We start from the raw sequence: 24,784 nt of genomic DNA on the forward strand, positions 1-24,784 counted from the left end.
TTGAACTAACGAGCAGTTTTGTTAAATAAGAACTTTTGGTCAAATATAAAACACCTCCCATTAACGAGAGGTGCCAATTAGTTAATTATGTGTCTTTTGCAAGATTTTTTCTATTCGGAGCAAGCGGGGGCTGCTCTAACCACTTATATTGCGTCATAATATTGAACCATTCTTTTGTCACCATCAAGTTTTTCAATATAACCTTTTCATAAGTAACTGCAAGGTCTGTTCGCATTGCGGAAGCAAGTCCTGATCCATGATAGGCTTGTGCAGTTTGTAGTAGGAATCCAATATGATACAACATTAACTTATCTGAAAAAGGTGAATCCTTAGAAGTTGTGACTTCTGATTCCCAAGACATTGGTACAGGCAAATTATCTTTTTTTAATATATTACTTAGTGATTGAATTTGGTTATTTGAAGTTTTTTGTGATGACTCTAAAAATTTTCTCACTTCTTTAGATTGAGCAACTTGGCTAAATGCAATTGAAAGAGTCTTTTCCAGTACTTTCTTTTTCAAATTAAACGAAAGACTGATAATTTCAGTTGCAGCTAAAGGTCGTTTGTCCCCAAAGTAGCCATCTAAAAATTGTTGACCTGAAATAAACTCAGGAGTTGCTTCAGAATAAAAGTAAGGGTCTCTTTGAAAGTGTCCCTTTTCTAAAAGTAATTCAATTGTTTGATGGTACATTCTTTTTCCATCATTATCGCATGAATCATAAAAATATCTTAAATCCTTTCTTACAGAGGCGCTAAGTGATGTTGTGTGTCCTAATAAGCCATGTAATGTCATAATGTGTAAATAGTGTAAACAAAATATGTCCGAAAATAATCTTTTTGTCCCTTTATTAAGGTCTGAATCAGTAAATCCAATTGGGACAGGAAATCCTTCGTTTTCAATAAACATAGTTATCTGTTTCTTTTGTTTTTCAAATGTATTTAACGCATCTTCGAAAATTGCTCTTATCTTTTCATCTTCAATAATGGACAACATATACTTGTTTACAATATCAACAGCTGTACCATTAACATATTCTGCCCACAAAGTCCCTATCTCAGCAGATGTGAGCTTTAAATCCTCTTTATCCATAAAATCACCTCATAAGATATATTTTACTAATGTGGATAGAAATATAAATTTCTTTAAAAATATAGAGAAATAATAAAGTTTGAATCCTTGAGAACTATCATATATATGAATGGTGTATTAACTAAAAAAGGCAAGCAAAATACTTTGCCTGCCTTTTCGTGAACAATGTAAACAGGTAATACTTGATGAATATTCAATAATTTAATTTAGAGATTGCATCTTTAACATCGTATTTAATCTGAATATGATATTGCTAAAGAAGAATGTTACTCTAACTCCCGCAGTAATTAAGCCTGAGAATAAATTAAAAAGAGTATTCAAAGTATATCCCTCCACATTGAGTTTAGTGTTAAATAATAACACTAGAGTTAGTATCTAACTGATGGGAAAATTTATTCAGTGGAATTAATTTTAAAAATGATGCAATGCGTTACTAAAAGAGACCAGCCGGACTTTTTATATTCCAATAACATATTTACAAAAGGATTTAAAACATACGGTTGCAGCTGCTTATTTAGTATTTCGAGCGATTGATGAAATTGAAGATCATGAAGAAATCGGCAATGATGTAAAGTACACAATCTTAACGCGAGTAAGTAAATTATTCAAACAAGCCTTCAATAAAGAAGAATACTTACAGATTCTTGAGCCAGTAAAAGATAAAATGCCTGAAGTTACACTTTGTTTAGGCGAGTGGATACAAACTTGTCCAAAAGGTTTCCAACCATTAGTCATGAATGTTACAAGTTTTCCTAAGCAGGGAGACCCAGTGTAGCACTAAGTAGTTTCGATAACCGAGAAACGTTATAAATATCATATGAAAGCGAGTATGAAATCGCACAGGATTTTATACTCGATTGTTTTACTTTTTATCAACGTTAATAAGAAGCTTGTGGGAGATTGGACTTAAACTAACGTGACAGGATTGTTTAACAATGGTTGCTTGTAATGTATGATGATACTGCATTTTGAAAACATTAATGATTGACTATTCTTTTCGTAATTATTGTAGTACCTCTACGCTTGGCTACCTCATCTATTAAGTCTAATTCAACATGCATACTTTCAGTTAATACGTCTCGTTCCATATTACTGAGAATTTCATAATAAAATTCTATAAGTACATCATTAGGCAGTTTACCGTAAAGTGACATATGTACCTCCATTGTAAGGTTTAATTTATTTAACTTACCCGACAATAATATAGGTTAAACCTTATATTTATAAATGAAAATAACAGATGGATTGCTTGATGCGTCCTTTTTCTCATTGTTAACGATTCTTCAACAGGAATAGCTCAGACATTTGTCTGAGCTCATATTTCATCTTTTCCCAATTAGAACCATTACACCCTTGAAAATGAGGACACATGAAAATAACAGAATCGCAAGAACTCCTACAATAATTGCTAAAGGTTCTAATGGTGCCAAAAATCCATTTAACGGAACTCTTACTAGTGCAAATCCTGCAAGAATACAAGATAAGTATAAAAGCGGAAAACCATTCAATTAAATCACTCCTTTTAACTAATGTCTATTCAAGAATTAGAAAGTTATTTCCGAAATAATACAGACATAAAATAAACAGTTAAAATTGTGATTAGTAAGTTGCTTATACTAACTGGTTCAATGCTCTGAAAAGGGTCTATGGCTGTTCTTATCGAAGTAAGGGCTAGTAGAACAATCCATTAAATATTTTACAGAAGGAGTTTTTTGATATATAACATTGTAAAAATATGTAATTTTAATAATAGTATAACCGTGTTAATAGAAAATGAATATTCTGAATATTATAGAGGTTCTTGTAAAGGAGGAATTGAATGAATGGTAAACAAATAGCGGAATTGCTTTATGAATGGGCAACGAAGAAAAAGATACAAAATGACAATTTTAACCATTTGTTTGTAGAGGAATTACTTGAAAAGCTCGAAGATGATGATGAGTAGCACACCATTATATTCAGCTAGAACATTGCCCTATTTCAACTATAGATAGATGCGTTAGTGAAACACCAAAAAAGCTTAAGGATAGTCTATATCCTTAAGCTTTTTTTGCTAATTACTATACAATTCCACTGCAACTATGGTGTTTTGATTTGTTTCTTTACTTTTCTCCACAAAAACGGAACTATTTAGTTTAGCACTGGGTCTTTTCTTATGATAAAAAGGTATATACTAAGTCCAAACAATCGGTGTTAAAACGACCCCTTCAATAGCCAGGGTGACGGCTATTCCCCCAAAAATCCTTTCTATATCGAGTGGTATGTTTCTTCGAAAGAAGTTTGCTTAAGCACGTCAGTAACTTCTTTTTCGATTCTTTCAAGTTGGGTGTAGCGAGATCAAATTCTTCAAGTAATTGTTCTAGGTGTAAATTATAAGCATCGTGTGCTTGTTGGTTACCAACAGAATGCTTAGCTAATTCAACTAGTGAGTGGGCTTTTTTTTACGTGAACCTGTTGTGCAATGTCTACGCCTACGACAAGATGTTTGTCTGAAATTCTTTCAATTAGTTGATTTTGTTTGTCTTGCATTTTAAACTTCAAAGTAGAGCTTCCTCCTACTGATGATTTTGTGTTGTGTGTGTATAATCATCTTATTGAGGAGCTCTATTTTTTTCGAAGTTGAAATTTAACGCTCTACAGGAATTCTAAGGGGGCGTTGATCCAAGAAGGATTGATGCTCTTTCTTGTTGAAGTAATTGTACTAACGTGGCACGTTTGTTGAACAAAGAATGTTATAATAAATTTTATTATATTTTACTGTTTTTGCATATCGGAGGTACTTAACTTGGAGAGTCGAAAAGCAAGTAAAGTAGATATAAAGCACGTATCAAGGGTTTATGTTGATAGGTGTAGGTGGTATTCTAGTTTGCTAGAATTCGGATTTCTTGCTAGAAACTAAAATCTTAGCAAGGCTAATTTCTTATTGACTTAAAATATTATCTATTTAACAATAAATCAATACGTAACACGATGTTATAATTCAAAGGTTTGAAAGTGGGAATAGACGTGGGAAGAATAGAAAGAAGACAGCAACGAAAACCGTCTAAGAGGATATGGAGTGGTTTTCGTTCAAAACGTGTGAGGGGGAAGCTAGTATTGACAGGTATAGTAGCCGTCTTGAGCTGCTTGCTCATCCTTAATATCTTGATTTGGACAAGTGATGTAAGTGAATTGGAAAATCCAGCTCCGCAGCCAACTATTATATATGATCAAAACGGAGATATTGCAAGTAAGATTTCCAATTCAAGTATCGAAGGGGTAAGTTTAGATCAAATTCCAAAAGACGTAATACATGCTGTTATATCAATAGAAGATCAACGTTTTTATAAACATAATGGAATTAATTATCTAGCGATCATTCGGGCATTTTTCCAAAACATGATCAGTGGAGAAATTGTATCAGGTGGAAGTACAATTACACAGCAGTTAACGAAAAATGCTTTTCTAACACATGAACGTACATATACACGAAAGGTAAAAGAATTCATTCTGACTAAAAAAATTGAACGTACCTACTCCAAAGATGAAATTATAGAACAGTACTTAAATCAAATTTATTTTGGAGAAGGAGCGTGGGGTATTCAGCGTGCTGCTCAAGTTTATTTCGGAAAAGATGTAAACCAATTAACGTTAAGTGAGTCTACAATGCTCACTGGATTAATTAAAGCTCCTTCTGCTCTTTCGCCTATAAAGAATTTAGACAAGGCGATTGAGAGGAGAAATATTGTCTTAACCCTAATGAAAAATGAAGGATACATTGATCAAAGCGATGTAGATAAGGCTAAGGAACAACCTATTGTATTAGAAGGTGACAAGATAGGTGACAAGTACAAAGGTAAATACCCTTATTATGTTGATCATATTATTGATGAAGCAATAAATAAGTATCATTTGACTGAAAATGAGGTTCTATCTGGAGGACTTCATATTTATACGGAATTAAACCCTGTCATTCAGGATACGATTGAAGAGATTTATCAGGATGAAACTAATTTCCCAGCTAGTAAACCAGATCAACTTATTCAAAGTGGATCCATATTTCTTAATCCAAAAACCGGTGGAATTAGTGCGATAGTAGGTGGAAGAGGAGATGATACGTATGGATTTAACCATGCTACAAAATTAATAAGACAACCGGGATCAACGATGAAACCACTCGCGGTTTATACTCCTGCATTGGAGCAAGGTTACGACATCGATGATATGTTGGCAGATGAACCGATCAATATAGATGGGTATCAACCTCAAAATGCTGATAGACAATATCGTGGACAAGTCACAATGTATGACGCATTAATCCATTCCTATAACATACCACCAGTATGGCTATTACAGAAAATCGGAATTGAAAATGGTGTAAATACAGTTGAACGATTCGGTATCCCTTTAGAAAAAGAAGATCATAGTCTTGGGTTAGGATTGGGTGGTTTGCATCAAGGGACATCCCCTTTGCTAATGGCTCAGGCATTCTCCGCATTTCCTAATAACGGATTAATGATGGAAGCCCATTCTATAATAGAAATAGAGGATTCAGAAGGTGAATTAGTTGGAAAATGGAGTGAACAGTCTGTTCAAATAACGGAACCGGTAGTTGCTCAGAAAATGACATATATGCTAAGAGGTGTTGTAGAACAAGGGACAGCTACAAGGGCACAAATTCCCGGACTGGAGGTAGCTGGAAAAACAGGTACGACTCAGCTGCCTTTTTCTAATTCTGATGGTTCAAAGGATCATTGGTTTATTGGCTATACAACAGATATCGTTGGTGCAATTTGGTTAGGTTATGATCAAACTGATCCAGAACATTACTTGACATCTTCTAGTGGTGTCACAGCTGCAACCATTTTTCAAAAAATCCTTTCTAAATCCATAAATGAATTGCCTAACAAAGAATTTGATCTGTCATTAATTGAAAAGAAGATAAAGGAACAGGATAACAAGAAAGAATACAAGGAGAAGAAAGAAAAAGAGAAAGAGAGAAAAGAAGAGAAGAAAGAAAAAGAGAAAGAGAGAAAAGAAGAGAAGAAAGAAAAAAAGAAAGAGAGAGAAGAGAAGAAGAAAGGAAAAGAGAAAGAAGAGAAGAAGAAGAAAGAAGGATGATTATACCTCTCAATACAAATCTTAATGACCTTTTTTCAAATATAGATAGTAAACAGAATCCTATAGTAGAAAGACAGTCTGTTGGGACCTCAATAGACTGTTTTTTTATTTATCCTCTAGTATATCCTAAAAAATCTTGTTCAGCGTGGGAATTGTACTTGTTACTACCGCCAACACTCTTCCAAGATTTCAAATTGAATTAGATGAGAATTCTTCACAATTAACTAACCAAGTGTGAAACATTGTAATCCGCCCATTTTCTATACCATTGTATGTCGGTGGAATACTAATGTTATTTTGCATCTTTCTTCCAGGGATTCTGATGATTGTTGGTTTCTTCACTATACTTGTTCCTTACAATTCTTGTTTCCATCTTTCGTTCTTATAGAGCATATCAAAGATATGAACTTATACATGTTAAAAAATAAATATTGTGAAAGATTACACTTACACTAAAGGGTGCTTGAACGAAAAGTGGGATTTGAAGTAACGGCAGCTCCTTTTTCTTCTTGCGCTAACGAGGCAGAAGAGTTCAATAATGGCAGCGTGACATTAGAGTACTGAGCCATAATCCAAACAAAAGGTTTTGGGAATGATCCTACAGATCCTACAGCTATAGCCATGTGGATTCTCATTCCGTTAAAAGGTAGAAAAGCTGTTTCAAAATAGTCGAAACGGATTCTGGTTCCGCTAATCGTGTAAAATCAATGGAAAATAGCGATGAAAAAGACAAATAACGGAACGAGGATCCAAAAACATCCCTCAAACAAGGAATTTGTGGCAAATAGCGGAATAAGGAACCGCTCCTATTAGCCAAGCGAATATTAAAGCCCACATTTTATGAAAAGAGTCCTCTTTTTACTATATCAAAAGTTTAAAACTAAAATATTGTGAAGTGTTACACTTAAACTATCATGAAAGAACGTAATAAACTTTCATTTTCTGTGGTGAAGGTTTGATTCATGGATGGCTAACGGGTAGCGATGCTTGAATAAGGCATCGCCACTTGCTTATTGAAGTAACGGTGCAGTTATATATAGTATGATTTTCCACCGTATATAACGTAAGTAAAGATTCGAAAAAAGCCAAATTTGTATCTTTGTTAAAGCATTATATATAGTAAGTAATTATAGTTTTTAACGTCAATAAACATAGGACTTTACGTGGAGAGGTGGGTATGATAGGCATGATGAAACAACGGTTTCAGGCTTTCAAGAACAATGATGCCCACAGAGGCTCGACGTCAAGTTCTTAAACGCTTATCTATGGTTACATGGAAACAATGATAAAGGGTGCACCATATCAATGGTTTGGAACAGATACTATATATAATGCTCCTTTAGTGGAAGAAGAGTTATTAATTTTGGCTCTTTTCTAAAAGATTTTAGCCAAGTGTTTAAAGAAGTAACTTTTATGAGAGAATGCTTATATCGAACAACAAAATAAAGTATAATGAAAAAAGGCTGTCCAGAAGTTATTTTTTCTGGACAGCCTTTTTTAAGTTGTTGAAACATCTATTTCTTTGAAAGAGAAGACGTTATGTTTCCAAAGGAAGTTCTTTTATTGTAAAAATGCCTCTGTTGTTTTAACTGTTGCATACATGCCATTTAATGCCGCCATAAATCCGTAATGAATATGCTCAGCAGGAATGATTTTATCTTCAATTTGTAATGTTGTTGTTGCACAAGCATCTTCAATCACTTGGCATGCATAACCGTGTTCAACTGCTGCACGTACTGTTGCATCAATACACATATGTGACATCATTCCACAAACGATTAATTCTTTAATGCCTTGCTCTTGTAGCTTTTCATGTAAGTTTGTATTGAAGAAGCTATTCGGCATATGTTTTACAATGACTGTCTCGCCTTCTAATGGGCGTACTGACTCATGAATTTCTACACCTTCTGTATTTGGATGGAAAAAAGGAACGATTTCACCTTCTGTGATATGCTGTACATGAAAGATTGGTACGCCTGTTTGTCTGAAGTGTGTTAGCAGTTTCGCCGCATTTTGTGCTGCTTGCTCCGGATTTGTTAAAGACATCTTTCCATTTGGAAAATAATCATTTTGAATATCAATCACTAATAAAGCTGTTGTCATTTTCTTCACCTCTTCAAATTTTATATAGTATAATTATAAACAGAATTAATTGAATTTTCGATGGTCTCATGAAACACTATTATTGATAACAATTTCACTGTGAAAGGAATTACTATGCAAATTGATTCAATTGATTTTCAAATACTACAACTATTAAATAAAAACGCTCGTATACAATGGAAGGAAATCGGTGGAAATATTCATATGACAGGACAAGCTGTTGGCAATCGTATTAAAAAAATGGAGAATAACGGCATCATTCAAGCTTATTCTATCGTGATTGATGAATTGAAGATGGGGCTTCCTTATACAGCTTTTGTCATCTTTTTTATGAATGCTCATACGCATGATGATTTATTGAAATTTATTGATATTCGTAGTGAAATTACCGAAGCGCATCGTGTTTCGGGAGATGCATGTTATCTTCTGAAGATAACGGTTGGTTCACAAGATGCTTTAAATAATCTATTGAATGAGTTATTGAAATATGGAAACTATCAGCTTTATTTGTCTATTAAGGAAGTAAAAAAACGTTATAATGCCACATTAGTATCTGGTGAATAATACTTTTCTTGTCATCATGTATGAATGTAAAGACCGTTACTAAATTATATATAAAAAGGCCCTAGCTTGGTAAATTTCATGTCCGAGCTAGGGCTTTTTTAGAGAAGACATACATCATGTTATTTGGGGATGAAAGCGTGCAAGGAGAGTGTTCTTTATTAATTTTGTGAAGTATTACACTTAAAGTAACGAGTGCGTTCCTGTAATAACAGCAGGTACGCTTTTTTCTTTTCCCTCCCAAATAAAAGGGAAATAATGTTAAGATAAAAATAAAGTTTAGGTATTATTCAACTGCCGATGCAGTTTTGTGAAAAGTTTCATTGCTCCTATAATAATGCCGAGCTTTAAGGATGCTGAACCGTAGAAAATGAGAAAGTGGAGGTTAATGGTGAAAAATTTTATAAAGTATTTTATTGGGACAATAGTTATTGGGATAATATTATACATTGGATTTAGAATTCAGCTTAATTTAGTAGAGGTAGCGGAAACAACTTTTAGAATAACTTCACTTGTTATTTTTGGGACACTATTCCCTATATTCATAGGAATGTTACTTCGCATACCACGATTGATACAGGAAATAAGGGAAGAAAAACAATGGAAAGTAAATTGGATGAAATTAGTAGCCATAGGGCTGCCTAGCTTGTATATAATTATAGCCCAACTTCTTTTCTTTACTTCCTTTGGTCATTATTTGCCGTTTTCATTGGGAATATTTCAATTAATGGACTCTAATATAACAACGATAATTAGTTTGGTTTTCGGTTATGTCCTACTAGATAGCTTAATGAATAAGTAAAAGAATACAATGCCATATATCAAAATTAGAGATGACTTTGTGCCAAAAAATGGGGATTTATGGTTTAATTGGTACTAAATCAAATTTATAAAATATTGGTATGTGCTCCAACCGCACCTACTACTTTCCCATCCTTGACAAGAGGAATTCCTCCGCCAAAAACAACAATGCGACCATTATTTGTTGTAGTTATTCCATATAATTCAGTATTCGGTACAGTCACATCAGCTAAATTAGCAGTTGGCATTTTTAGAGCCACAGATGTCCAAGCTTTATTTTGAGAAATATCAATGCTTGCTAGCCATGCATCATCCATACGATGAATAGCAATTAAGTTTCCTCCTTCCTCCAGCGACTTTGGAAAACCTCCATCAAGCATGAAAATTGTTAATGTTTTCACTTAAACTAAAGGGTGTGTATCTACAATAAGCGGATACACTTATTCTTCTTCAAGTAACGAGCAAGTTGGTTAAGTTTCGTATGAAATAACAAGGGGGGGTAATATGCTACGTAAGTTATCAATGTTATTAGGGCTACTGTTAATATTAGTTCTATCGGCATGTGGTTATAACATTCACACTTTTACTTTTACAGGTGAGACAGATAATTGGTCAGCTTCTTTAAAGGTTATACAACACAGTAATGATTATGAACAACAAGATTTCGAACTACATTATACAGGAAATGATGTTAATTCTGTTGGAAATATAACTTTTGGCATTGAAACGAATGCAGGAGGTTTTGGAGGTAGTGGTTATACATTGGCTGAAAGTGGTGTTCTCAGAAGTAGTAGTGAGGCAAATCCAACCAATGCAAAAATAATTGAAAATTCCGAAGTAGAAGTGACAGTAGAATGGAATGATAATATTGAAACTATTTTGTTAAGTAATAATTAGATATTAAGCTACCATGAAAGAACGTAATAAACTTTCATTTTCTGTGTGAAGGTTTGATTCATGGATGGCTAACGTGGCAGGATGTACAATAAGAAAACCATATTTACCGTGTTATTAATATGAATTTGGTATACTTTAATTGATAAACTGGGGAAAATGGCGAGGTAAAGAATATTTATTAACTTGTAAAAGGAGTGTGATCATTATGGTTGGAGTAGAAATTGATATGGTTGTGAAAGATAGCTTAAAAGCATTGGAATTATACGAAAATATATTTGATATCGAGCGTGTGGAGGTTTCAAACTTTCCTCGTGGTGAAAATGAGGTAGTTTTTATCCTATACGACGTTCAATTTCATATGTTAGATGAAAACCCAGAATTCCATTTGGTCGCACCAAATCCTGACGACCCTAAAACTAGTTGGGTTAATGTTACTGTCCTAGACATTAAGGAGACATATGCAAAGGCGATGGATTTAGGTTGTACAGAGGTGCAACCGGTGACTGAGATTCCTGACTACGGAGTATCAAACGCCATATTCATGGACCCCTTTGGTTATATATGGATGCTGCATCAAGTACATAAAGAGGTTAGTCATGAAGAACGTATACAGCTTTGGGAGGAAAAAAGGGAGAATTAACAATGGGTGTATGTATTATAAGAATTAAAAAATAGTATACAAAAATTGGTTCTTTAACTAATGGGGAGCGTTTCTGGAACAAGCAGAAACGCTATTTTACTATCGGGCAGATTACTTCAAGAAAACAATTCTTTAATGTATTAAAGTATATATATTACAAATAATGTAAAAAATATATACATGACAAATTACATAAGGAATGAAATATCCGTGCATATCATTTATAATTTTCTATTTTTATTAGCGGTTTGGCGTTGGGGTGATTGGAGAAACTGGGAGAAGTATTACCCTACAATACTCTTTTTTATTTTATGTGACTTACTACAGAACTTTTTAACTTATAATCATCAATTTTGGCATTTTCAAGAAACCGTATTTCCTTTACCGTTTCTTAATCATACAACTATCTCGTTAATGATTATGTTTGTTTGCTATCCTGTTACGATTTTGATTTATTTGGGATATTTCTTTAAGATAAATAAATGGGGAAAAAGAATATTCTATTTTGCTTTTTGGGTAGTGGTATACCTTTCAGTTGAATATATCAATCTTCACATCGGTTTAATTTCTCATCATAATGGGTGGAATATGTGGTGTTCCGTTTTATTTGTCATGTTTATGTTTATCATATTTCCCATTCATTATAAAAAGCCACTATTAGCGTGGATTATATCAGGAGTGGTTTTCATTTTCATTTTGACTCAGTTTGAGTTTCCTCTTGATAAAATGAAATAACTCTTAAACTAAAGGGTGCGATTTCAGAATAAGTGCAGTTGCTTTTTTGCTATAGTTTAAGTCGCTCTCATACAAAAAGGCTGCCAATTTTACGGCAGCCTTTCATACTTACTATTAAAAATATATTTATAAAATGTAGAGTTGATCTATTGAAACCCTTTTTGAGAGTGAAATATAACTCGCCATTATTTACCCGTTCTATTTGCATATTCTGAACCTGCCGGATAGCGATCTCCTGAAATCTCAATTTTTGATAGAGTATCGTTCAAATTACTTAGTTCCTCGGTAGTCAACTCAATATCCACTGCGCCAAGATTTTCTTTCAGGCGTTCCAATTTGTGTGTGCCGGGAATTGGAACAATCCATGGCTTTTGGGCAAGCACCCACGCGAGCGCGATTTGAGATGGCGTTACGTTTTTCTCTGTAGCAATTGATCAGGTCGACTAAAACCTGTTGCTTCGAGACTCTCCGGTTTGAAGCGAGGAACAATGTTGCGGAAGTCGGACTTAGCGAATGTTGTATTCTTATCAATTTTCCCAGTAAGAAAGCACTTGCCAAGTGGGCTGAAAGGAAAGAAGCCGAATCCAAGCTCCTCGAGAGCAGGCAACAGTCCTTCTTCCAGACTTCTCCACATCATTGAGTACTCACTTTGAATTGCAGTGAGAGGCTGAATCGCGTGTGCGCGCCGAATCGTTTCCACCCCTGCTTCAGAAAGTCCCCAATGCTTAATCTTACCTTCCTTAATGAGATCTTGTGCTACTCCGACTACTTCCTCAATTGGTACATCTGGATCAACACGAATAAATCTTTAGATCAAGGGTTCTGTGTTTTATTTCCAAAGATACTCTATTATTTACTTAATGCCTTAAGTGTTTGATCTCTGTTATTTTCAATCATTACCTATTAATCTCTTCCTCATAGAAACGATTGTCCATTAATGAAAAATGTTGCTTAAACCTTTTCATTCGATACCTTGATTTCTACATCCAAAGAATTAACTAAAGACTCGTTCTTTTTCGCGTAGGCCAAGTGTCTGCGCTGTTGAAGTATGAATTTCGTGCAGAAGCTCTGGGTTTTCCATTAGTGACACGCCATAAGAAGGAATCATTTCTTTAATTTTCGGTTCCCACTCTTTCATATGTTCAGGGAAGCATTTTGATATTACTTCAAGCATAACGTGAACGGCAGTAGAAGCACCCGGAGAAGCGCCTAGTAATGCTGAGATTGATCCATCAGCGGCAGTAATGACTTCCGTACCCATTTGAAGCGTTCCTTTGCCGCCAGCTTCAGTATCTTTGATAACTTGCACACGTTGGCCCGCTACTACTAAATCCCAATCCTCGCTTTTGGCGTTCGGGAAAAATTCACGTAACTCTTCCATGCGCTGTTCTTTCGATAACATCACTTGCTGAATCAAGTATTTTGTCAATGACATCTCTTTTGCGCCTGCTGCCAACATAGTTAAGATATTATTCGGTTTTATGGAAGTTAACAAATCAAACATTGAACCGTATTTTAAAAACTTTGGTGAGAAGCCGGCAAATGGTCCAAATAGCAACGACTTTTTATTGTCGATATATCTTGTATCAAGATGCGGAACAGACATTGGCGGAGCACCAACCTTAGCTTTGCCGTATACTTTTGCATGATGCTGCGCGATAACATCCGGATTATTACACACCATAAATATTCCACTTACCGGGAATCCTCCAATATGTTTTCCTTCGGGAATACCGGTTTTTTGCAGTAAATGTAGGCTTCCTCCCCCGCCTCCGATAAAGACGAATTTTGCAGTATGGCGTTCGACAGTACCGCTCTCGAGATTCTGCACTTTCAATTCCCACAAGCCGTCGCTAGTACGTTTAATATCATTAACACTATGCTTGTGGTTTATATCGACATTTTTACTTTCTAAGTGATCAAATAACATGCGCGTCAAAGTACCAAAATTGACATCAGTTCCAGAGTCGATTTTTGTTGCCGCTATAGGTTCATCAGGTGCGCGGTCTTGGATAGCAAGCGGAATCCATTCCTTCAATCTTTCCGGATCATCGGAAAATTCCATCCCTTGGAATAGGGGATTGTTTGATAGCGCTTTAAAGCGTTTCTTTAAAAACGTTACATCTTGTTCCCCTTGTACTAAACTCATATGAGGCAATGTCATGATGAAATCCTGTGGATTCTGTACCAGCTTGCTGTTTACAAGATAAGACCAAAACTGCATTGAAACCTGAAACTGTTCATTAATTTTTATAGCTTTACTAATATCTACAGATCCATCCGGTTTTTCTTCGGTGTAGTTAAGCTCGCACAGTGCCGCATGCCCCGTTCCCGCATTATTCCATTCGTTAGAGCTTTCCTCTCCCGCGTTTCCGAGCTTCTCAAACACTTTAATTTTCCATTCCGGTACTAATTCTTTCAAGATTGTTCCTAAAGTCGCACTCATGATTCCTGCGCCAATTAAAATGACGTCTGTTTTAGTTTCTCCGTTGCTCATTTTTACCCAACCTTTTCCCCTGAAATTTGCAGAAAAGATGTAGGAGTCACACCAAGTTAAGGCGCGATCTAGTCACACACTTTTCTGTCTTAATTATAAAACCATATCATAGTTTATTACTTACAATTATTTATAGATTTGAATATCTACTATTATATGATAATTATTAACTATTTAAAAGCCGGTAAAAAGTGAGAAGTCCGTATACAAGGATAGGAACACACATAAAATGTTCGCTTTTACTTATCATAGCACGCCATGAACCATATACATCACCAAATGGTTGATGAATCAAAAATGTATCTAATTAATCCTTTTGTAGTCATTTCAAAACTTTTGCGACTGCTTTCTTTGCACTCTCATAACTAGCATTCTGAAATGACTATTTGTTCCAAAAAGCACCTTTACAAGGCAATCCCTACTTTTTGAAGGATTGCACCATAGTTAAAGTATAATTTTTAAAAACTCTGCTAGAATTAATACGACTATATCTTTCAATAAAACAAATACAATTTTAGTTTTCACGTCAAAACAACAGTGTAATTTAACATCGCCATAAAAGTCATAAAAATGTCACTTATGTAAAAATTTTTAGGCATATATAATTACATTTATTCTCTAAAAGAAAGGGTGTTTTTAATTGCCTAGTAATAAAAAAGAAGGTATTATTTTCGGGCTTTTTATGTGTTTTGGAATGGTTCTTGTTATGTCAGTATACAACACAGCTTTACACGGATTTTCATCGTTTACAGTAGGAAGTATTGTTATTCAATTTATCGTAACATTTATCATCGCTTTTATCGCAGAGTCATTAGTTGAACCGAGTGCGCGTAAATTTGCATTATTACTACCTTATGATAAATCAAAAGAAATCAACTTTATTGTGGCGCTTGCTTTTTTTATGGTCCCTGCAATGGTTCTTATTATGTCAGTATATGGACTTATTTTAACGGCGTTAATGACAGGAATTGAAGGTTCAATATTCACAGCTTACCTTAAAATAGTTGGTCTAAACTTTATCGTGGCGCTCCCCTCGCAGTTATTAATTGTTGGACCAATCTCACGTAAGCTATTAGTTAAATACATTAAACCATCGACACAAAATCCAGAATTAATGGTTTAAAAACAAGCAAGCTACTTTTAGGTAGCTTGCTTGTATTAGGTAGAGCTTCCAAAATAGGTTTCAATGTCTTGCCCTGTTTTTAAAACAACATTCAAATGTCAGTGAATTAGTTCCTGAGGATGGCTGCCTGTCCTTCAACTGACACGTTAATTTAAGGGTAATACTAATTTTCATATATGTTTTCTTACCCAAAACTCAAAGATATAGATAATAGAAGGTAGTTGCAATAAAAAAGTCTGCGTATGGGATCGTAAAGAGCCGATGCGCTTTTGCTATGAAAAAAACGGGTGTAAACCTTATAACAGTGAAGTTAATCATATTATTGAAATCGTTGTTTATACTAAGTGCAATTAAAGAGCTGCTAAAATCAAAAATCTCCTTAAAAGCCATAAACATTTATTTGCTACACCCTTTCGTTATAGGGAGTTGAACGCTGTTAGTTAATGTTGGTTATTGTAGAATATTGTTGAAACTTACATGCTTTTCATATAAAATTGCTTCATAAGATAAATAGACGTTTTAAATAAATAAAGGCAAACTATTTGAAAAAATAGGACGCAAAGCCTAGGGACTAAGGTTGTGGGGAAAACCCAAACTATGTTAGCCTGGTTACCAAATAACCGTTGTTCGTAACGATTTGGCTATTCCTATTTAGGGAGTAGCTTTTATTTTTTCTTGAAGATCTTTGATTTGTATTTCTGATAAAAAACATAGACAGAAATAAGGGGAAGGTAGATCAGATGAGTTCAGTATTAAAAGAAAAAATTCGTACTCTTTCACTTAATAAAAATGCAACCATTGATCTAGCTTAACTAGAGACCTATAAAAAATTATTCCACTCACATAGGGACTTCAGCTTTATCTGTGACCTTGACGGAATCATCTTAGATACAAATGAAGCTATCTTTCAGCTGACAGGTTATCAGAAGGACGAATGGAAACAAACCGTTTTCTCATTTTAAGTCGATGGCACAACAAAAGAAGTCCAACGTTTCTTTCTTTAACTTGAGAACAAAAGAGCAGCAAATAGAAACCTGTTCGCTTATCCAATAAAGAAGGGCATGAAATAAAAATTGAAAAAACCTCCATTCCTATTAGTCACAATAATAGCATCATCGGTTTTTTGGGGGTTGTGAGAGATGTATCAACGGTAAAAAAACAAGAGCAAGAGTTAACAAAAACGCAAGAAAGCTTGGATTACGCTCAAATGATTGGGAATACAGGTAGTTGGGATTATGATGTAATCGAGGATGAAGCCTACTGGTCTAATCATTTGTATCGAATGATTGAAGTAGAGGACAAGGAGACGTCATCTTAGATGAAAATGGGAAAGCTGTTCGGGTCATCGGAACGATTCAAGACATAACCGAGCAACGACAAATAGAGAAATTAATTCAAGACAGTGAGGATCAAAAACGGATCATCTTTGACAATCTTGAGATCGCTATTTGGTCTGTAGATATCGGAACGAATGAAGTGATCTTTCTATCAGAGGGGTTTGAAAACATTTACGGCTATTCGAAGCAGGACATGCAGGCGGACCGTGAGCTCTGGAAAAAGGTCATTCACCCCGATCATTACTTAGCAGCTGTTGAAAGGCAAACTGACTTATTTAAGGGAAAGTCGATTCGCCATCATTATCGCATCTATCATTCGAGTGGAGCGATCAAATGGGTACTCGATCAAACGATACCAGTTCAAGACAACGATGGAAAGCTGATTCGTTTAGATGGAATAATCTCAGATATCACGGATCAAAAGCAAGCGGAAGAAAAAATGAGTTATTTAGCGCATCATGATCCTTTAACTGGATTACCTAACCGGAGGATGTTTGACCAAGTTCTTCAAAGGGTATTAAGCACAGAGCCTGAACAAAGTTTTGCGATCTTATATTTTAATTTGGATCGCTTTAAACATAGTAATAACACACTTGGTCATCTTATTGGCGATGAATTACTTCAAGAGGTGTCCTGTCGTTTACTCGATTTAACTCCGGAAAAGGAATGTCTTTTTCGAATGGACGGGGATGAATTTGCGGTTTTTTTCTCAAATGTCAGCGATGCGAATCGTCCGGAAGTACTAGCAGAGAAAGTTCTGCAATTGATCCAAAAACCATTTCTGATAAAAGGATATGAATTGTATATTACGGCCAGCATCGGTATCAGCATCTTTCCTGAGAAGGGAGACTCTGTTGATGTCCTAATGAGTAAATCAATTGCCGCCGTGAACCGGGCCAAACAACTAGGTAAAAATAATTAACAGAGTTATCTACTAATCTAGATCATTTACTTAGAAATTTCACACTATCAAACTTATAAATATAATCAGAAAAGGAAAACGGGTGACACGATGGATAAAACATCGATTATTGGGATTGTGTTAGGTGTTGCAGCTATTCTCATAGGTATGGTTTTCAAAGGAACTAGTTTAATGGTTTTGCTGAATCCAGCGGCACTTTTTATAATTTTTATCGGAACAGCAGCAACTATTTTAATTGGTTTTCCTTCAAACGAAATAAAAAGGATACCGAAGTTATTTGGCGTTTTGTTGAAAGAACAAAAAGGGCCGGACATCAGTAATTTAATTATTTTATTTGTGTCTCTAAGCTCATTGGCTCGTAAAGAAGGATTGCTGTCGTTGGAAAATCAAGTGGAAGACATTGAGGATCCTTTCTTGCAGCAAGGGTTGAAAATGGTCGTTGATGGTCAAGAACCAGATTTTATTAGAGATACAATGGAAGAAGAGCTTGATGCGATTGAAGAAAGGCATCTAGCTGGAGCAGCTATCTTTTCACAAGCGGGGACGTATGCGCCGACACTAGGTGTATTAGGCGCTGTTCTAGGACTTATTGCGGCTCTTGGAAATCTAAATGATATGGATGCCTTAGGCCAGGCCATTGCAGCGGCATTTGTAGCGACTTTATTTGGGATATTTACGGGTTATGTATTATGGCATCCTTTTGCTAATAAATTAAAGCGAAAATCCAAACAAGAATTGTTATTAAAAAGTCTAATCATTGAAGGTGTTTTATCGGTGCAGGCGGGGGTTCCACCACGTGCTATTGAAGATAAGTTAATCGTGTATGTGCCTCATTTTGAAAGAAAGAAAGTGAAAGAGTTGGTCACCCAAGGGGAGAGTGTAAATGGGTAGGAGAAAAAAGTATCATGAAGAGCATATAGATGAAACATGGTTAATTCCCTACGCAGATATGCTAACCTTATTACTTGCCCTCTTTATCGTTTTATTCGCTGTGAGTTCCGTCGATGCAGAAAAATACCAACAACTGATGGTCACCTTTAATGACAGTTTTCAAGGTGGTAGCGGGGTGATGGAGCATCCCATGCCAGATATGACGCCAACTCCTGAAGAAACAGAAGAGCGTGATTTAAAATCAAAAGAACATAACGATTTAAAAGAGCTCCAGGAAGAAATCGATCAATATATTGCAAAAAACAATCTCAGTTCAGATCTAGAGACGAAACTAACAGAAGATGGTTTGCTGCTTACGATATTAGATAATGCTCTCTTTCACTCAGGAAGTGCCGAAGTGAAGTCGGATGCGGTCCGCTTAGCTGAGACAATATCAAACATGCTCATAACAGATCCAGCACGGAAAATTGTCGTTGCGGGTCACACGGACAATAGACAGATCAGTAATATGAATTTTGAATCAAATTGGGATTTGAGCGCACAAAGAGCTCTTAATTTCATGAAAATCCTCCTTGAGAATGAAGAGCTTGACCCTAGGAACTTAAGTGCGACAGGACACGGGGAGTATCAACCCATTGCAACAAATGAAACGGAAGAAGGTAGGGAACGGAACCGTCGCGTTGAAGTACTAATCCTACCAAACTACTTTAATTAAATAATCGTTATTGATAATAGCAAACTTATCGAAAGATTTGGACGCAAAGCCACGGGCCTAAAGCAAGTAGCAATGGTAGCCGGGTTGCCAAAAAACAGGTACATGAGGGATGCCTTTTTTCGGCAATCCCTTTTTGTAATCTACTTTTAAAAAAGGAGGTACTGTTTCAGGAAAACCTCTAAGCGGATTCCTGACTCAAATATAAACAATGGCAAGAGGACAAGTGAAAAAGTACACACATTTAGAAGAAGAGTGGATTCAACTTTACAATATAAAGCACTTAAATTTTACTGAAATAGCAAAGAAATATAATGTTCAAGTGGAGACGGTGTCAAGATACATCAAAGATCGTGTCAGGAAAAGAACAAAATCTCCTTTTAAGAGCGAGGTTGAAAAGTGGGTTTCCTTTTATCAAAAGGGGAAAAGTTTCGCCGAAATAGCAAGGGAATGTAATGTTAGCGAAACAGCTGTGAAAACAAACATTTATAAGGAAATGAATCCAATAATAGAAGACTTAAAATGGACGTGGATTGCTTTATATAGAAAAGGAGTATCATTAAAAAGCATAGGAGACACCTACCATTTTCACCAAAAAATTATACATAATACCATCAAAGATGAAATTAATATTCCTAATGCCAATAACCGAAATGTTTACCAACACTTAATTGACGAGTGGGCCAAACTTTATACCGATGGACTCTCATTCGAAGTGATTGCTAAAAAGTATCACGTTAGCGCTGATACGGTTTACAGAAATACAAGAGATAAAGTGGACATCCGCTGTAAGAAAACTAAGAGTAAAGCAATAAAAGAACTAATCCCAGTATGGAGAAATCTTTACTATCAAAAAGGATACACACTGCAAGAGATTGGGGAGAAATACAACATATCAACTTCAACGGTGTATAGACATGTGCGAAATCACAAATAGAGAGGGATAACTATTTTCACATTGCTATTTTTAAAGAATGAACGCAGGGTCGAAGTATAAGTGGACCCTGCGTTTTGTTTTTTTTATCGCTTCCAATCTTGAATAAAACACAACCAAAAGCCGAAAAGATGCTAAAATGATAGATACAAAAGAGATTACAAGAAACAGGAGATGACAAAATGATGGAGCAACTTAGTTTGTTTGGAGATCTAGAGCCAGACAAAAAAGAAATCGAAGAACCGAACAAAGCACCTGTAACGGAAAGCAACATTCCGAAGATCGCGTCATCACTCGCTTCGCATTACGAATCGATACTCAATTGGATTAAGGATGGATACACGGTCAAACAAATGTGTGAGCATCTCATTAAACATAAAGGCCTTTCAAGTGAAACCTACAGCCAAGGAACCCCCAAGATCTACCCTAAGCTGATGATCTACTTAACCCATCTTCAAAAGGATCAATTAGTCAAACTAACTAAAGTCGATCCCGTTGGCCACGGTGATTTCGTTGACTATAATGAACAATACGTCGGGCGAAAGTGTGATGCGATATTTATGTTGGTTGAAGAATAGTTGCCGGAAAGAGAGCTGAAGTTGCTGGAAAGAGAGCTGAAGTTGCCGAAAAGCGAGTCGAAGTTGCCGGAAAGCGAGCGAGTTGCCGGAAAGTGAGCTGAAGTTGCCGGAAAGCGACCTGAAGTTGCCGGAAAGGGAGCCGAAGTTGCCGGAAAGCGACCTGAAGTTGCCGGAAAGCCACCGGAAGTTACCGGATTCCAACCTCCCTTACGTATTAAAAGGGAAAACTCCCATGGCTCAAGGTCATGGGAGTTTTTTTCTAAGGAATTCAGGTACGTGTTCAGCACGGAGGATTTGAAAGTCAGGGTATGGATCGTGTTTATAGTAAAAACCAATTACATATTCACCTTGATTATGAGAGGAGGCTTGCTTAAGAACTTTCTCTAGCTCCTCTTGGTCATCTAGCTTAATAGCATCTGGCCTATCTGCAAAATTTGATTCTAATTGATTTTCATGGATGAACGTATACAATTCTTTATTTTCTGTGTTCTTAATCACATATGCATGGGTAATATCGGCGGCCGTGATTCGTGCTTGGGTTAGAAGATCCTTTTCGGCTAACCAATCTTCAATATAAGTATAGGATTTCTTCCAAGAGACATGAAGCACTTTATTATCGGGCCACTCATATGCAATCTCCGACCACCAGTACCTTTGATCAAAGTGCTCCTCGATTGTCTCATCCGTTACATCGACTTGTAGCAATTGGTGAAATTCTTTGATGTCTTTCGGATCGGTTAAGGTCACTTGATTACCAGTATGAGAGGCATTGATTGTAATTCGGTAAAGGCTAGTTAGATCTTCATTTTCAATCTTCAAGATCGGATTTTGATTTAGCTTGTATTCTTCTGATTCGATTATGTCTCTATAGAGCTTCTGATAGGTTTTAATCGGAATATAATACTGTCTAATTAATTGATTTCCATTTTTTAACTGATAACGAAAAGCAACAGAATGCTCGTGATCTGACCTTTTTTCAAGTTGATCTTTCTCTATAATGATTTGTGCGTGTAAACTGGTGATTTTTTCAATTAATTCCTTTTGCTCATAATAATAGCTTCGCTCGATGTACTCTTTGGGCCGATTATGATAAGCGGCTTCCTGGTCGCTGAATTGATAGAGAGAGTCACCAAAGTAGATCCCTTGTACTTCCTCAACATTTGGCAGTTTTCTTTCATATCCAAACATATCAATTTGAAAGGTTAGACCCAAGATGACAACAACGACCACATAAACAAGATAGCCTTTCCATTTAGAAAAAACTCTCCATGTTTTCTCTAAGATCATCATAGAGAGAACATAGCCTAGAATCGAGGCTGCCACATAACCAAATAAAATCCAACCACTGCCACCTTCTAAGCTTCCGAAGTAGAGGCCCCCAATTAACATGGTACAGAACGTCACACCGTATTTAAAAATAGGGCGGAATGCTTCAAATGCGATGGCTTGTGTTGCTGTTTCGGCCTGTCTTTTTTTGTAAGCAATCAATGAGCAAACATAAAAGCCAATACTCAATAACAAATAAATAAACACTTCACTTGCTGTCAATGGGATCCGTTCTAATTGGCTAAGCCGTATAAATGGAATAATCGTTTCCAACTGTTGGGTTAAATAATAATTAGAAGTAAAACCAAATAAATAAAATTCTAAATTAGAAACGAAAAGAACGGTCACTCCAACAGGAAAAACAAAGAGAATATAGGTAAGCGCTCCTTGTAAAACCGACATCCCTGTGAACATCCCGACAAACACCCCTGTTAAAAACACAAAGACATTGAAGAGGGTAGTAACGCCAATCCACTTTAAGATAGACGGAACTGATAATAATTCATCATATGGTAAGAACTGACCTAATCCTAGTAAAATAGCAGCGACAACCAAAACGGGCAAAATTAATACCAGCAAACCAAATAAAATATGTTGGTTAAATAATTGCTCTCTTTTAATTGGTAAGCTGTGTGTGAAATCACTAGAAAGTTTAACTTGTATATAGCGAAATAAGAAAATAGCTAATAAAACAGGAAAGATAAACGTTAAGAAAACCTGAAAATCACTAGTAAGCTCGATTAAATGTTTAGGGATTTGGTAGTGACGATAATGATCCTCGTTTGTATAAGAAATGAGAAGTTGCAACGGTAAAGCAAAAAGTAGACATAGAAAATAGCCTAAACCAACCCACCCGACATTACGGATGTCTTGTATAAAGATCCCTCGGTTAAACAATGATGTTTTCAATCTCATAGCCAACATCCCTCATTTCATAGATAAATATTTCTTCTAAGGTTAACGGAAGTAAATCAAAGACTGCCGGATGACGCGCTTGCACATGAGTAGAAATCTTACTTTCTTTCCCACGAACGATATAGAGAAGAACACTGCCACGCTCCTCTTTGTAAAGAACAGAAAAATCGTTCAAAAAGTCAGCTGGTATATCTTGTTTAAAAGCGACTTGGATTTTATGGACATCTGATTTCAAGTCATCCAAATCCTTTTCAATGATGATTTTCCCACCATGCATAATGCCAACATTGTCACAAAGATCTTCGACTTCTCGTAGATTATGAGACGAAATCAAAATCGTCATTTCCCGTTCTGCAACATCCTGTATGAGAAGATTTTTTATTTTTTGCCTCATCACCGCATCTAAGCCGTCTAGTGGTTCATCTAAAATAAGAATCTCTGGCATCGTTGATAGCGTTAGCCAAAAAGCGACTTGACGTTGCATTCCTTTAGAAAGGCGATGGATCTTTTTCGTTACATCAATTTTAAACACTTGCTGTAACTTGTTAAAACGGGTTTCGTTCCAAAAAGGATACACCGACTGATAAAAGTGAGCCGCTTGTTGAATTGTCGTGTTAGGGTAAAAATACAATGAATCAGCAAGAAAAATCATTCTTTGTTTGATTTTTACATTTTCAAATACAGATTCGTCATTGATGAGAATTTCCCCTGAACGTGGCTTGTAAATCCCAGCGAGCATCTTTAAAAAAGTTGTTTTCCCAGCGCCATTTGAACCAAGAAGACCATAGATAGACCCCTTCCTTATATGAACCGATACCCCATCAACCGCCTCAATACCCTCAAATCCTTTTTGGAGATTTATCACGTTAATCATCTTGATTCCCCCCTTTTGTAGACTGCTCAGCAATTGTAATTAAAGAATGGATTTCCTCTTTATCAATCCCGAGGTAGAGCGCTTCAGATAGCAACTTAAGCAATTCCTGTTTCAATTTCGTCACCTTCTCATTATTTGTTGTTATAGCTTGAGGGGCAACAAACTTCCCCTTGCCTGGAATCGAGTAAATATAGCCTTGGTTTTCTAACTCACGGTAAGCCTTTTGAATGGTATTAGGATTAACAGTTAATTCTTGGGCAAGTACTCTTACAGAAGGAAGTTGCTGATCGGGCTGATATACTTCATGGATAATCAATTCCTTCCATTTCTCAACTAACTGTTCGTAAATGGGCACTCTGCTTCTGATGTCTAGTTGAAACATATAGGCCTCCTTTCAAACTGACGGACAAATTGTATTACCTGTACCACCTGTATTATTTACTATAATACAGGTGGAGTGTTATAGCAATAGGTAAATAACTAAAACTGGAAATTATTTTTCCAAGAAAAGAGATCGTATCGTGAAACAGCTGATACTAGGCCAGAAATAGTCTGAAAGTGAGAAGAGTTGTTGGAATCTCAATGAACGTGGCCGAAATCCAAAACAAAAGAAATCAATCCTAAGTTAACCCATTCTCTTATTGAGCGAAAAATACTAAAACGTACCATAATAACAGACAAAAACATACGAAAATGCAGTGTAACTATGAGCACTAGAAAAAGAGTTTGGAATATATTCCAAACTCTT

General features: G+C 35.8%; 25 protein-coding genes, 4 pseudogenes and 2 riboswitches. Of the genes and pseudogenes, 16 read left to right on the forward strand and 13 right to left on the reverse strand.

All coding sequences use genetic code 11. The features are described 5' to 3' along the window. Window positions 1–85 precede the first annotated feature (85 nt). On the reverse strand, window positions 86–1,090 hold the full coding sequence (locus LDX58_RS11965; protein WP_227937065.1) for a DUF3231 family protein: 1,005 nt from the start codon (window positions 1,088–1,090) through the stop codon (window positions 86–88). 466 nt (window positions 1,091–1,556) lie between these two features. Here LDX58_RS11965 and LDX58_RS11970 point away from each other — a divergent pair, with 466 nt between their 5' ends. Then, window positions 1,557–1,865, forward strand: a complete 309-nt coding sequence (locus LDX58_RS11970; protein WP_308017511.1) for an isoprenoid biosynthesis enzyme family protein — start codon at window positions 1,557–1,559, stop codon at window positions 1,863–1,865. A 547-nt stretch (window positions 1,866–2,412) separates the two neighbouring features. Here LDX58_RS11970 and LDX58_RS11975 read toward each other — a convergent pair. Beyond that, complete coding sequence (locus LDX58_RS11975; protein WP_227937066.1) at window positions 2,413–2,598, reverse strand: hypothetical protein; 186 nt, start codon at window positions 2,596–2,598, stop codon at window positions 2,413–2,415. A gap of 311 nt (window positions 2,599–2,909) precedes the next feature. Between LDX58_RS11975 and LDX58_RS25935 the strand changes: the two genes are divergently transcribed. After that, window positions 2,910–3,035: a hypothetical protein gene (locus LDX58_RS25935; protein WP_265416651.1), complete on the forward strand. Its 126-nt coding sequence runs from the start codon at window positions 2,910–2,912 to the stop codon at window positions 3,033–3,035. A gap of 473 nt (window positions 3,036–3,508) precedes the next feature. On the opposite strand, the gene LDX58_RS25940 is transcribed toward LDX58_RS25935, so the two are convergent. Then, entirely contained in the window at window positions 3,509–3,631 is a 123-nt protein-coding gene (locus LDX58_RS25940) for a hypothetical protein (protein WP_265416676.1), read from the reverse strand. 465 nt (window positions 3,632–4,096) lie between these two features. On the opposite strand from LDX58_RS25940, the gene LDX58_RS11980 reads away from it, so the two are divergent. Continuing rightward, complete coding sequence (locus tag LDX58_RS11980; protein ID WP_227937067.1) at window positions 4,097–6,190, forward strand: transglycosylase domain-containing protein; 2,094 nt, start codon at window positions 4,097–4,099, stop codon at window positions 6,188–6,190. A gap of 452 nt (window positions 6,191–6,642) precedes the next feature. On the opposite strand, the gene LDX58_RS11985 is transcribed toward LDX58_RS11980, so the two are convergent. Then, on the reverse strand, window positions 6,643–6,813 hold the full coding sequence (locus LDX58_RS11985; protein WP_227937068.1) for a hypothetical protein: 171 nt from the start codon (window positions 6,811–6,813) through the stop codon (window positions 6,643–6,645). A 937-nt stretch (window positions 6,814–7,750) separates the two neighbouring features. Further along, a complete protein-coding gene (locus tag LDX58_RS11990; protein WP_227937069.1) occupies window positions 7,751–8,293 on the reverse strand; it encodes a cysteine hydrolase family protein in 543 nt (180 codons plus the stop codon). Between the two features lie 114 nt (window positions 8,294–8,407). Here LDX58_RS11990 and lrpB point away from each other — a divergent pair, with 114 nt between their 5' ends. Next, complete coding sequence (gene lrpB, locus LDX58_RS11995; protein ID WP_227937070.1) at window positions 8,408–8,857, forward strand: transcriptional regulator LrpB; 450 nt, start codon at window positions 8,408–8,410, stop codon at window positions 8,855–8,857. A 388-nt stretch (window positions 8,858–9,245) separates the two neighbouring features. Continuing rightward, a complete protein-coding gene (locus LDX58_RS12000; protein ID WP_372459169.1) occupies window positions 9,246–9,656 on the forward strand; it encodes a hypothetical protein in 411 nt (136 codons plus the stop codon). Between the two features lie 85 nt (window positions 9,657–9,741). Here LDX58_RS12000 and LDX58_RS12005 read toward each other — a convergent pair. Next, window positions 9,742–10,008: pseudogene (locus LDX58_RS12005) on the reverse strand (GlcG/HbpS family heme-binding protein); the annotation flags it as partial. A 151-nt stretch (window positions 10,009–10,159) separates the two neighbouring features. Between LDX58_RS12005 and LDX58_RS12010 the strand changes: the two are divergent. From LDX58_RS12010 to LDX58_RS26275, 3 genes are all read left to right on the forward strand, one after another. Then, window positions 10,160–10,552: a hypothetical protein gene (locus LDX58_RS12010; RefSeq protein ID WP_227937072.1), complete on the forward strand. Its 393-nt coding sequence runs from the start codon at window positions 10,160–10,162 to the stop codon at window positions 10,550–10,552. 205 nt (window positions 10,553–10,757) lie between these two features. After that, the gene (locus tag LDX58_RS12015; protein ID WP_227937073.1) at window positions 10,758–11,192 is read left to right on the forward strand and encodes a VOC family protein; all 435 of its coding nucleotides are present in this window, start codon (window positions 10,758–10,760) and stop codon (window positions 11,190–11,192) included. 180 nt (window positions 11,193–11,372) lie between these two features. Next, window positions 11,373–11,927 (forward strand): CBO0543 family protein, encoded by a 555-nt coding sequence (locus tag LDX58_RS26275; RefSeq protein ID WP_289623494.1) that lies wholly within the window; start codon window positions 11,373–11,375, stop codon window positions 11,925–11,927. Window positions 11,928–12,112: 185 nt separating this feature from the next. Here the strand turns inward: LDX58_RS26275 and LDX58_RS25945 are convergent, their stop codons facing one another. From LDX58_RS25945 to LDX58_RS26700, 4 genes and pseudogenes are all read right to left on the reverse strand, one after another. After that, complete coding sequence (locus tag LDX58_RS25945) at window positions 12,113–12,310, reverse strand: hypothetical protein (protein ID WP_308017506.1); 198 nt, start codon at window positions 12,308–12,310, stop codon at window positions 12,113–12,115. A 26-nt stretch (window positions 12,311–12,336) separates the two neighbouring features. Continuing rightward, window positions 12,337–12,729: an aldo/keto reductase gene (locus LDX58_RS25950; RefSeq protein ID WP_308017512.1), complete on the reverse strand. Its 393-nt coding sequence runs from the start codon at window positions 12,727–12,729 to the stop codon at window positions 12,337–12,339. A gap of 192 nt (window positions 12,730–12,921) precedes the next feature. Beyond that, window positions 12,922–14,424, reverse strand: coding sequence for a malate:quinone oxidoreductase (locus tag LDX58_RS12025; RefSeq protein ID WP_227937074.1), 1,503 nt, complete (start codon window positions 14,422–14,424; stop codon window positions 12,922–12,924). A gap of 247 nt (window positions 14,425–14,671) precedes the next feature. Next, window positions 14,672–14,800 (reverse strand): annotated as a pseudogene (locus LDX58_RS26700) (aldo/keto reductase); the annotation flags it as partial. Window positions 14,801–15,064: 264 nt separating this feature from the next. On the opposite strand from LDX58_RS26700, the gene LDX58_RS12030 reads away from it, so the two are divergent. The 8 genes and pseudogenes from LDX58_RS12030 (at window position 15,065) to LDX58_RS12060 (ending at window position 20,921) form a co-directional block, all read left to right on the forward strand. Next, window positions 15,065–15,547, forward strand: coding sequence for a DUF2798 domain-containing protein (locus tag LDX58_RS12030; protein WP_227937075.1), 483 nt, complete (start codon window positions 15,065–15,067; stop codon window positions 15,545–15,547). A gap of 522 nt (window positions 15,548–16,069) precedes the next feature. Continuing rightward, window positions 16,070–16,164: riboswitch (cyclic di-GMP riboswitch) on the forward strand. Window positions 16,165–16,374: 210 nt separating this feature from the next. Beyond that, window positions 16,375–16,509 (forward strand): annotated as a pseudogene (locus LDX58_RS26705) (PAS domain-containing protein); the annotation flags it as partial. Between the two features lie 89 nt (window positions 16,510–16,598). Next, window positions 16,599–16,865: pseudogene (locus tag LDX58_RS25955) on the forward strand (hypothetical protein); the annotation flags it as partial. 74 nt (window positions 16,866–16,939) lie between these two features. After that, on the forward strand, window positions 16,940–17,806 hold the full coding sequence (locus LDX58_RS26440; RefSeq protein ID WP_227937204.1) for a sensor domain-containing diguanylate cyclase: 867 nt from the start codon (window positions 16,940–16,942) through the stop codon (window positions 17,804–17,806). Between the two features lie 90 nt (window positions 17,807–17,896). Next, window positions 17,897–18,697: a flagellar motor stator protein MotA gene (gene motA / locus LDX58_RS12045; protein ID WP_227937076.1), complete on the forward strand. Its 801-nt coding sequence runs from the start codon at window positions 17,897–17,899 to the stop codon at window positions 18,695–18,697. Continuing rightward, a complete protein-coding gene (gene motB, locus LDX58_RS12050) occupies window positions 18,690–19,412 on the forward strand; it encodes a flagellar motor protein MotB (protein ID WP_227937077.1) in 723 nt (240 codons plus the stop codon). The genes motA and motB overlap by 8 nt, the downstream gene beginning before the upstream one ends. Window positions 19,413–19,420: 8 nt before the next feature. Then, window positions 19,421–19,504: riboswitch (cyclic di-GMP riboswitch) on the forward strand. Window positions 19,505–19,635: 131 nt separating this feature from the next. Further along, the gene (locus tag LDX58_RS12055) at window positions 19,636–20,346 is read left to right on the forward strand and encodes a hypothetical protein (RefSeq protein WP_227937078.1); all 711 of its coding nucleotides are present in this window, start codon (window positions 19,636–19,638) and stop codon (window positions 20,344–20,346) included. A 179-nt stretch (window positions 20,347–20,525) separates the two neighbouring features. Further along, window positions 20,526–20,921 (forward strand): DUF3895 domain-containing protein, encoded by a 396-nt coding sequence (locus tag LDX58_RS12060; protein WP_227937079.1) that lies wholly within the window; start codon window positions 20,526–20,528, stop codon window positions 20,919–20,921. A 243-nt stretch (window positions 20,922–21,164) separates the two neighbouring features. Here the strand turns inward: LDX58_RS12060 and LDX58_RS12065 are convergent, their stop codons facing one another. From LDX58_RS12065 to LDX58_RS12075, 3 genes are read right to left on the reverse strand one after another with little or no spacing between them, the layout of a single operon-like run. Beyond that, window positions 21,165–23,162: a DUF6449 domain-containing protein gene (locus LDX58_RS12065; protein ID WP_227937080.1), complete on the reverse strand. Its 1,998-nt coding sequence runs from the start codon at window positions 23,160–23,162 to the stop codon at window positions 21,165–21,167. Next, window positions 23,137–24,036, reverse strand: a complete 900-nt coding sequence (locus LDX58_RS12070; RefSeq protein WP_227937081.1) for an ABC transporter ATP-binding protein — start codon at window positions 24,034–24,036, stop codon at window positions 23,137–23,139. Before LDX58_RS12070 ends, LDX58_RS12065 begins: the two co-directional genes overlap by 26 nt. Next, the gene (locus tag LDX58_RS12075; protein ID WP_227937082.1) at window positions 24,029–24,418 is read right to left on the reverse strand and encodes a GntR family transcriptional regulator; all 390 of its coding nucleotides are present in this window, start codon (window positions 24,416–24,418) and stop codon (window positions 24,029–24,031) included. The genes LDX58_RS12070 and LDX58_RS12075 overlap by 8 nt, the downstream gene beginning before the upstream one ends. Between the last annotated feature and the right edge of the window lie 366 nt (window positions 24,419–24,784).

The sequence above is a fragment of the Alkalihalobacillus deserti genome (assembly GCF_020734105.1).
Lineage (GTDB): Bacteria > Bacillota > Bacilli > Bacillales > Bacillaceae_D > Halalkalibacter > Halalkalibacter deserti.

What these genes read in the sequence shown, in the direction of transcription:
- LDX58_RS11965 (WP_227937065.1), bottom strand. Translation starts at nt 1,090, where the DNA reads ATGGATAAAGAGGATTTAAAGCTCACATCTGCTGAGATAGGGACTTTG.
- LDX58_RS25935 (WP_265416651.1), top strand. Translation starts at nt 2,910, where the DNA reads ATGAATGGTAAACAAATAGCGGAATTGCTTTATGAATGGGCAACGAAG.
- LDX58_RS11985 (WP_227937068.1), bottom strand. Translation starts at nt 6,813, where the DNA reads ATGGCTATAGCTGTAGGATCTGTAGGATCATTCCCAAAACCTTTTGTT.
- LDX58_RS11990 (WP_227937069.1), bottom strand. Translation starts at nt 8,293, where the DNA reads ATGACAACAGCTTTATTAGTGATTGATATTCAAAATGATTATTTTCCA.
- lrpB (WP_227937070.1), top strand. Translation starts at nt 8,408, where the DNA reads ATGCAAATTGATTCAATTGATTTTCAAATACTACAACTATTAAATAAA.
- LDX58_RS12010 (WP_227937072.1), top strand. Translation starts at nt 10,160, where the DNA reads ATGCTACGTAAGTTATCAATGTTATTAGGGCTACTGTTAATATTAGTT.
- LDX58_RS12015 (WP_227937073.1), top strand. Translation starts at nt 10,758, where the DNA reads ATGGTTGGAGTAGAAATTGATATGGTTGTGAAAGATAGCTTAAAAGCA.
- LDX58_RS26275 (WP_289623494.1), top strand. Translation starts at nt 11,373, where the DNA reads ATGACAAATTACATAAGGAATGAAATATCCGTGCATATCATTTATAAT.
- LDX58_RS12025 (WP_227937074.1), bottom strand. Translation starts at nt 14,424, where the DNA reads ATGAGCAACGGAGAAACTAAAACAGACGTCATTTTAATTGGCGCAGGA.
- motA (WP_227937076.1), top strand. Translation starts at nt 17,897, where the DNA reads ATGGATAAAACATCGATTATTGGGATTGTGTTAGGTGTTGCAGCTATT.
- motB (WP_227937077.1), top strand. Translation starts at nt 18,690, where the DNA reads ATGGGTAGGAGAAAAAAGTATCATGAAGAGCATATAGATGAAACATGG.
- LDX58_RS12060 (WP_227937079.1), top strand. Translation starts at nt 20,526, where the DNA reads ATGATGGAGCAACTTAGTTTGTTTGGAGATCTAGAGCCAGACAAAAAA.
- LDX58_RS12065 (WP_227937080.1), bottom strand. Translation starts at nt 23,162, where the DNA reads ATGAGATTGAAAACATCATTGTTTAACCGAGGGATCTTTATACAAGAC.
- LDX58_RS12070 (WP_227937081.1), bottom strand. Translation starts at nt 24,036, where the DNA reads ATGATTAACGTGATAAATCTCCAAAAAGGATTTGAGGGTATTGAGGCG.
- LDX58_RS12075 (WP_227937082.1), bottom strand. Translation starts at nt 24,418, where the DNA reads ATGTTTCAACTAGACATCAGAAGCAGAGTGCCCATTTACGAACAGTTA.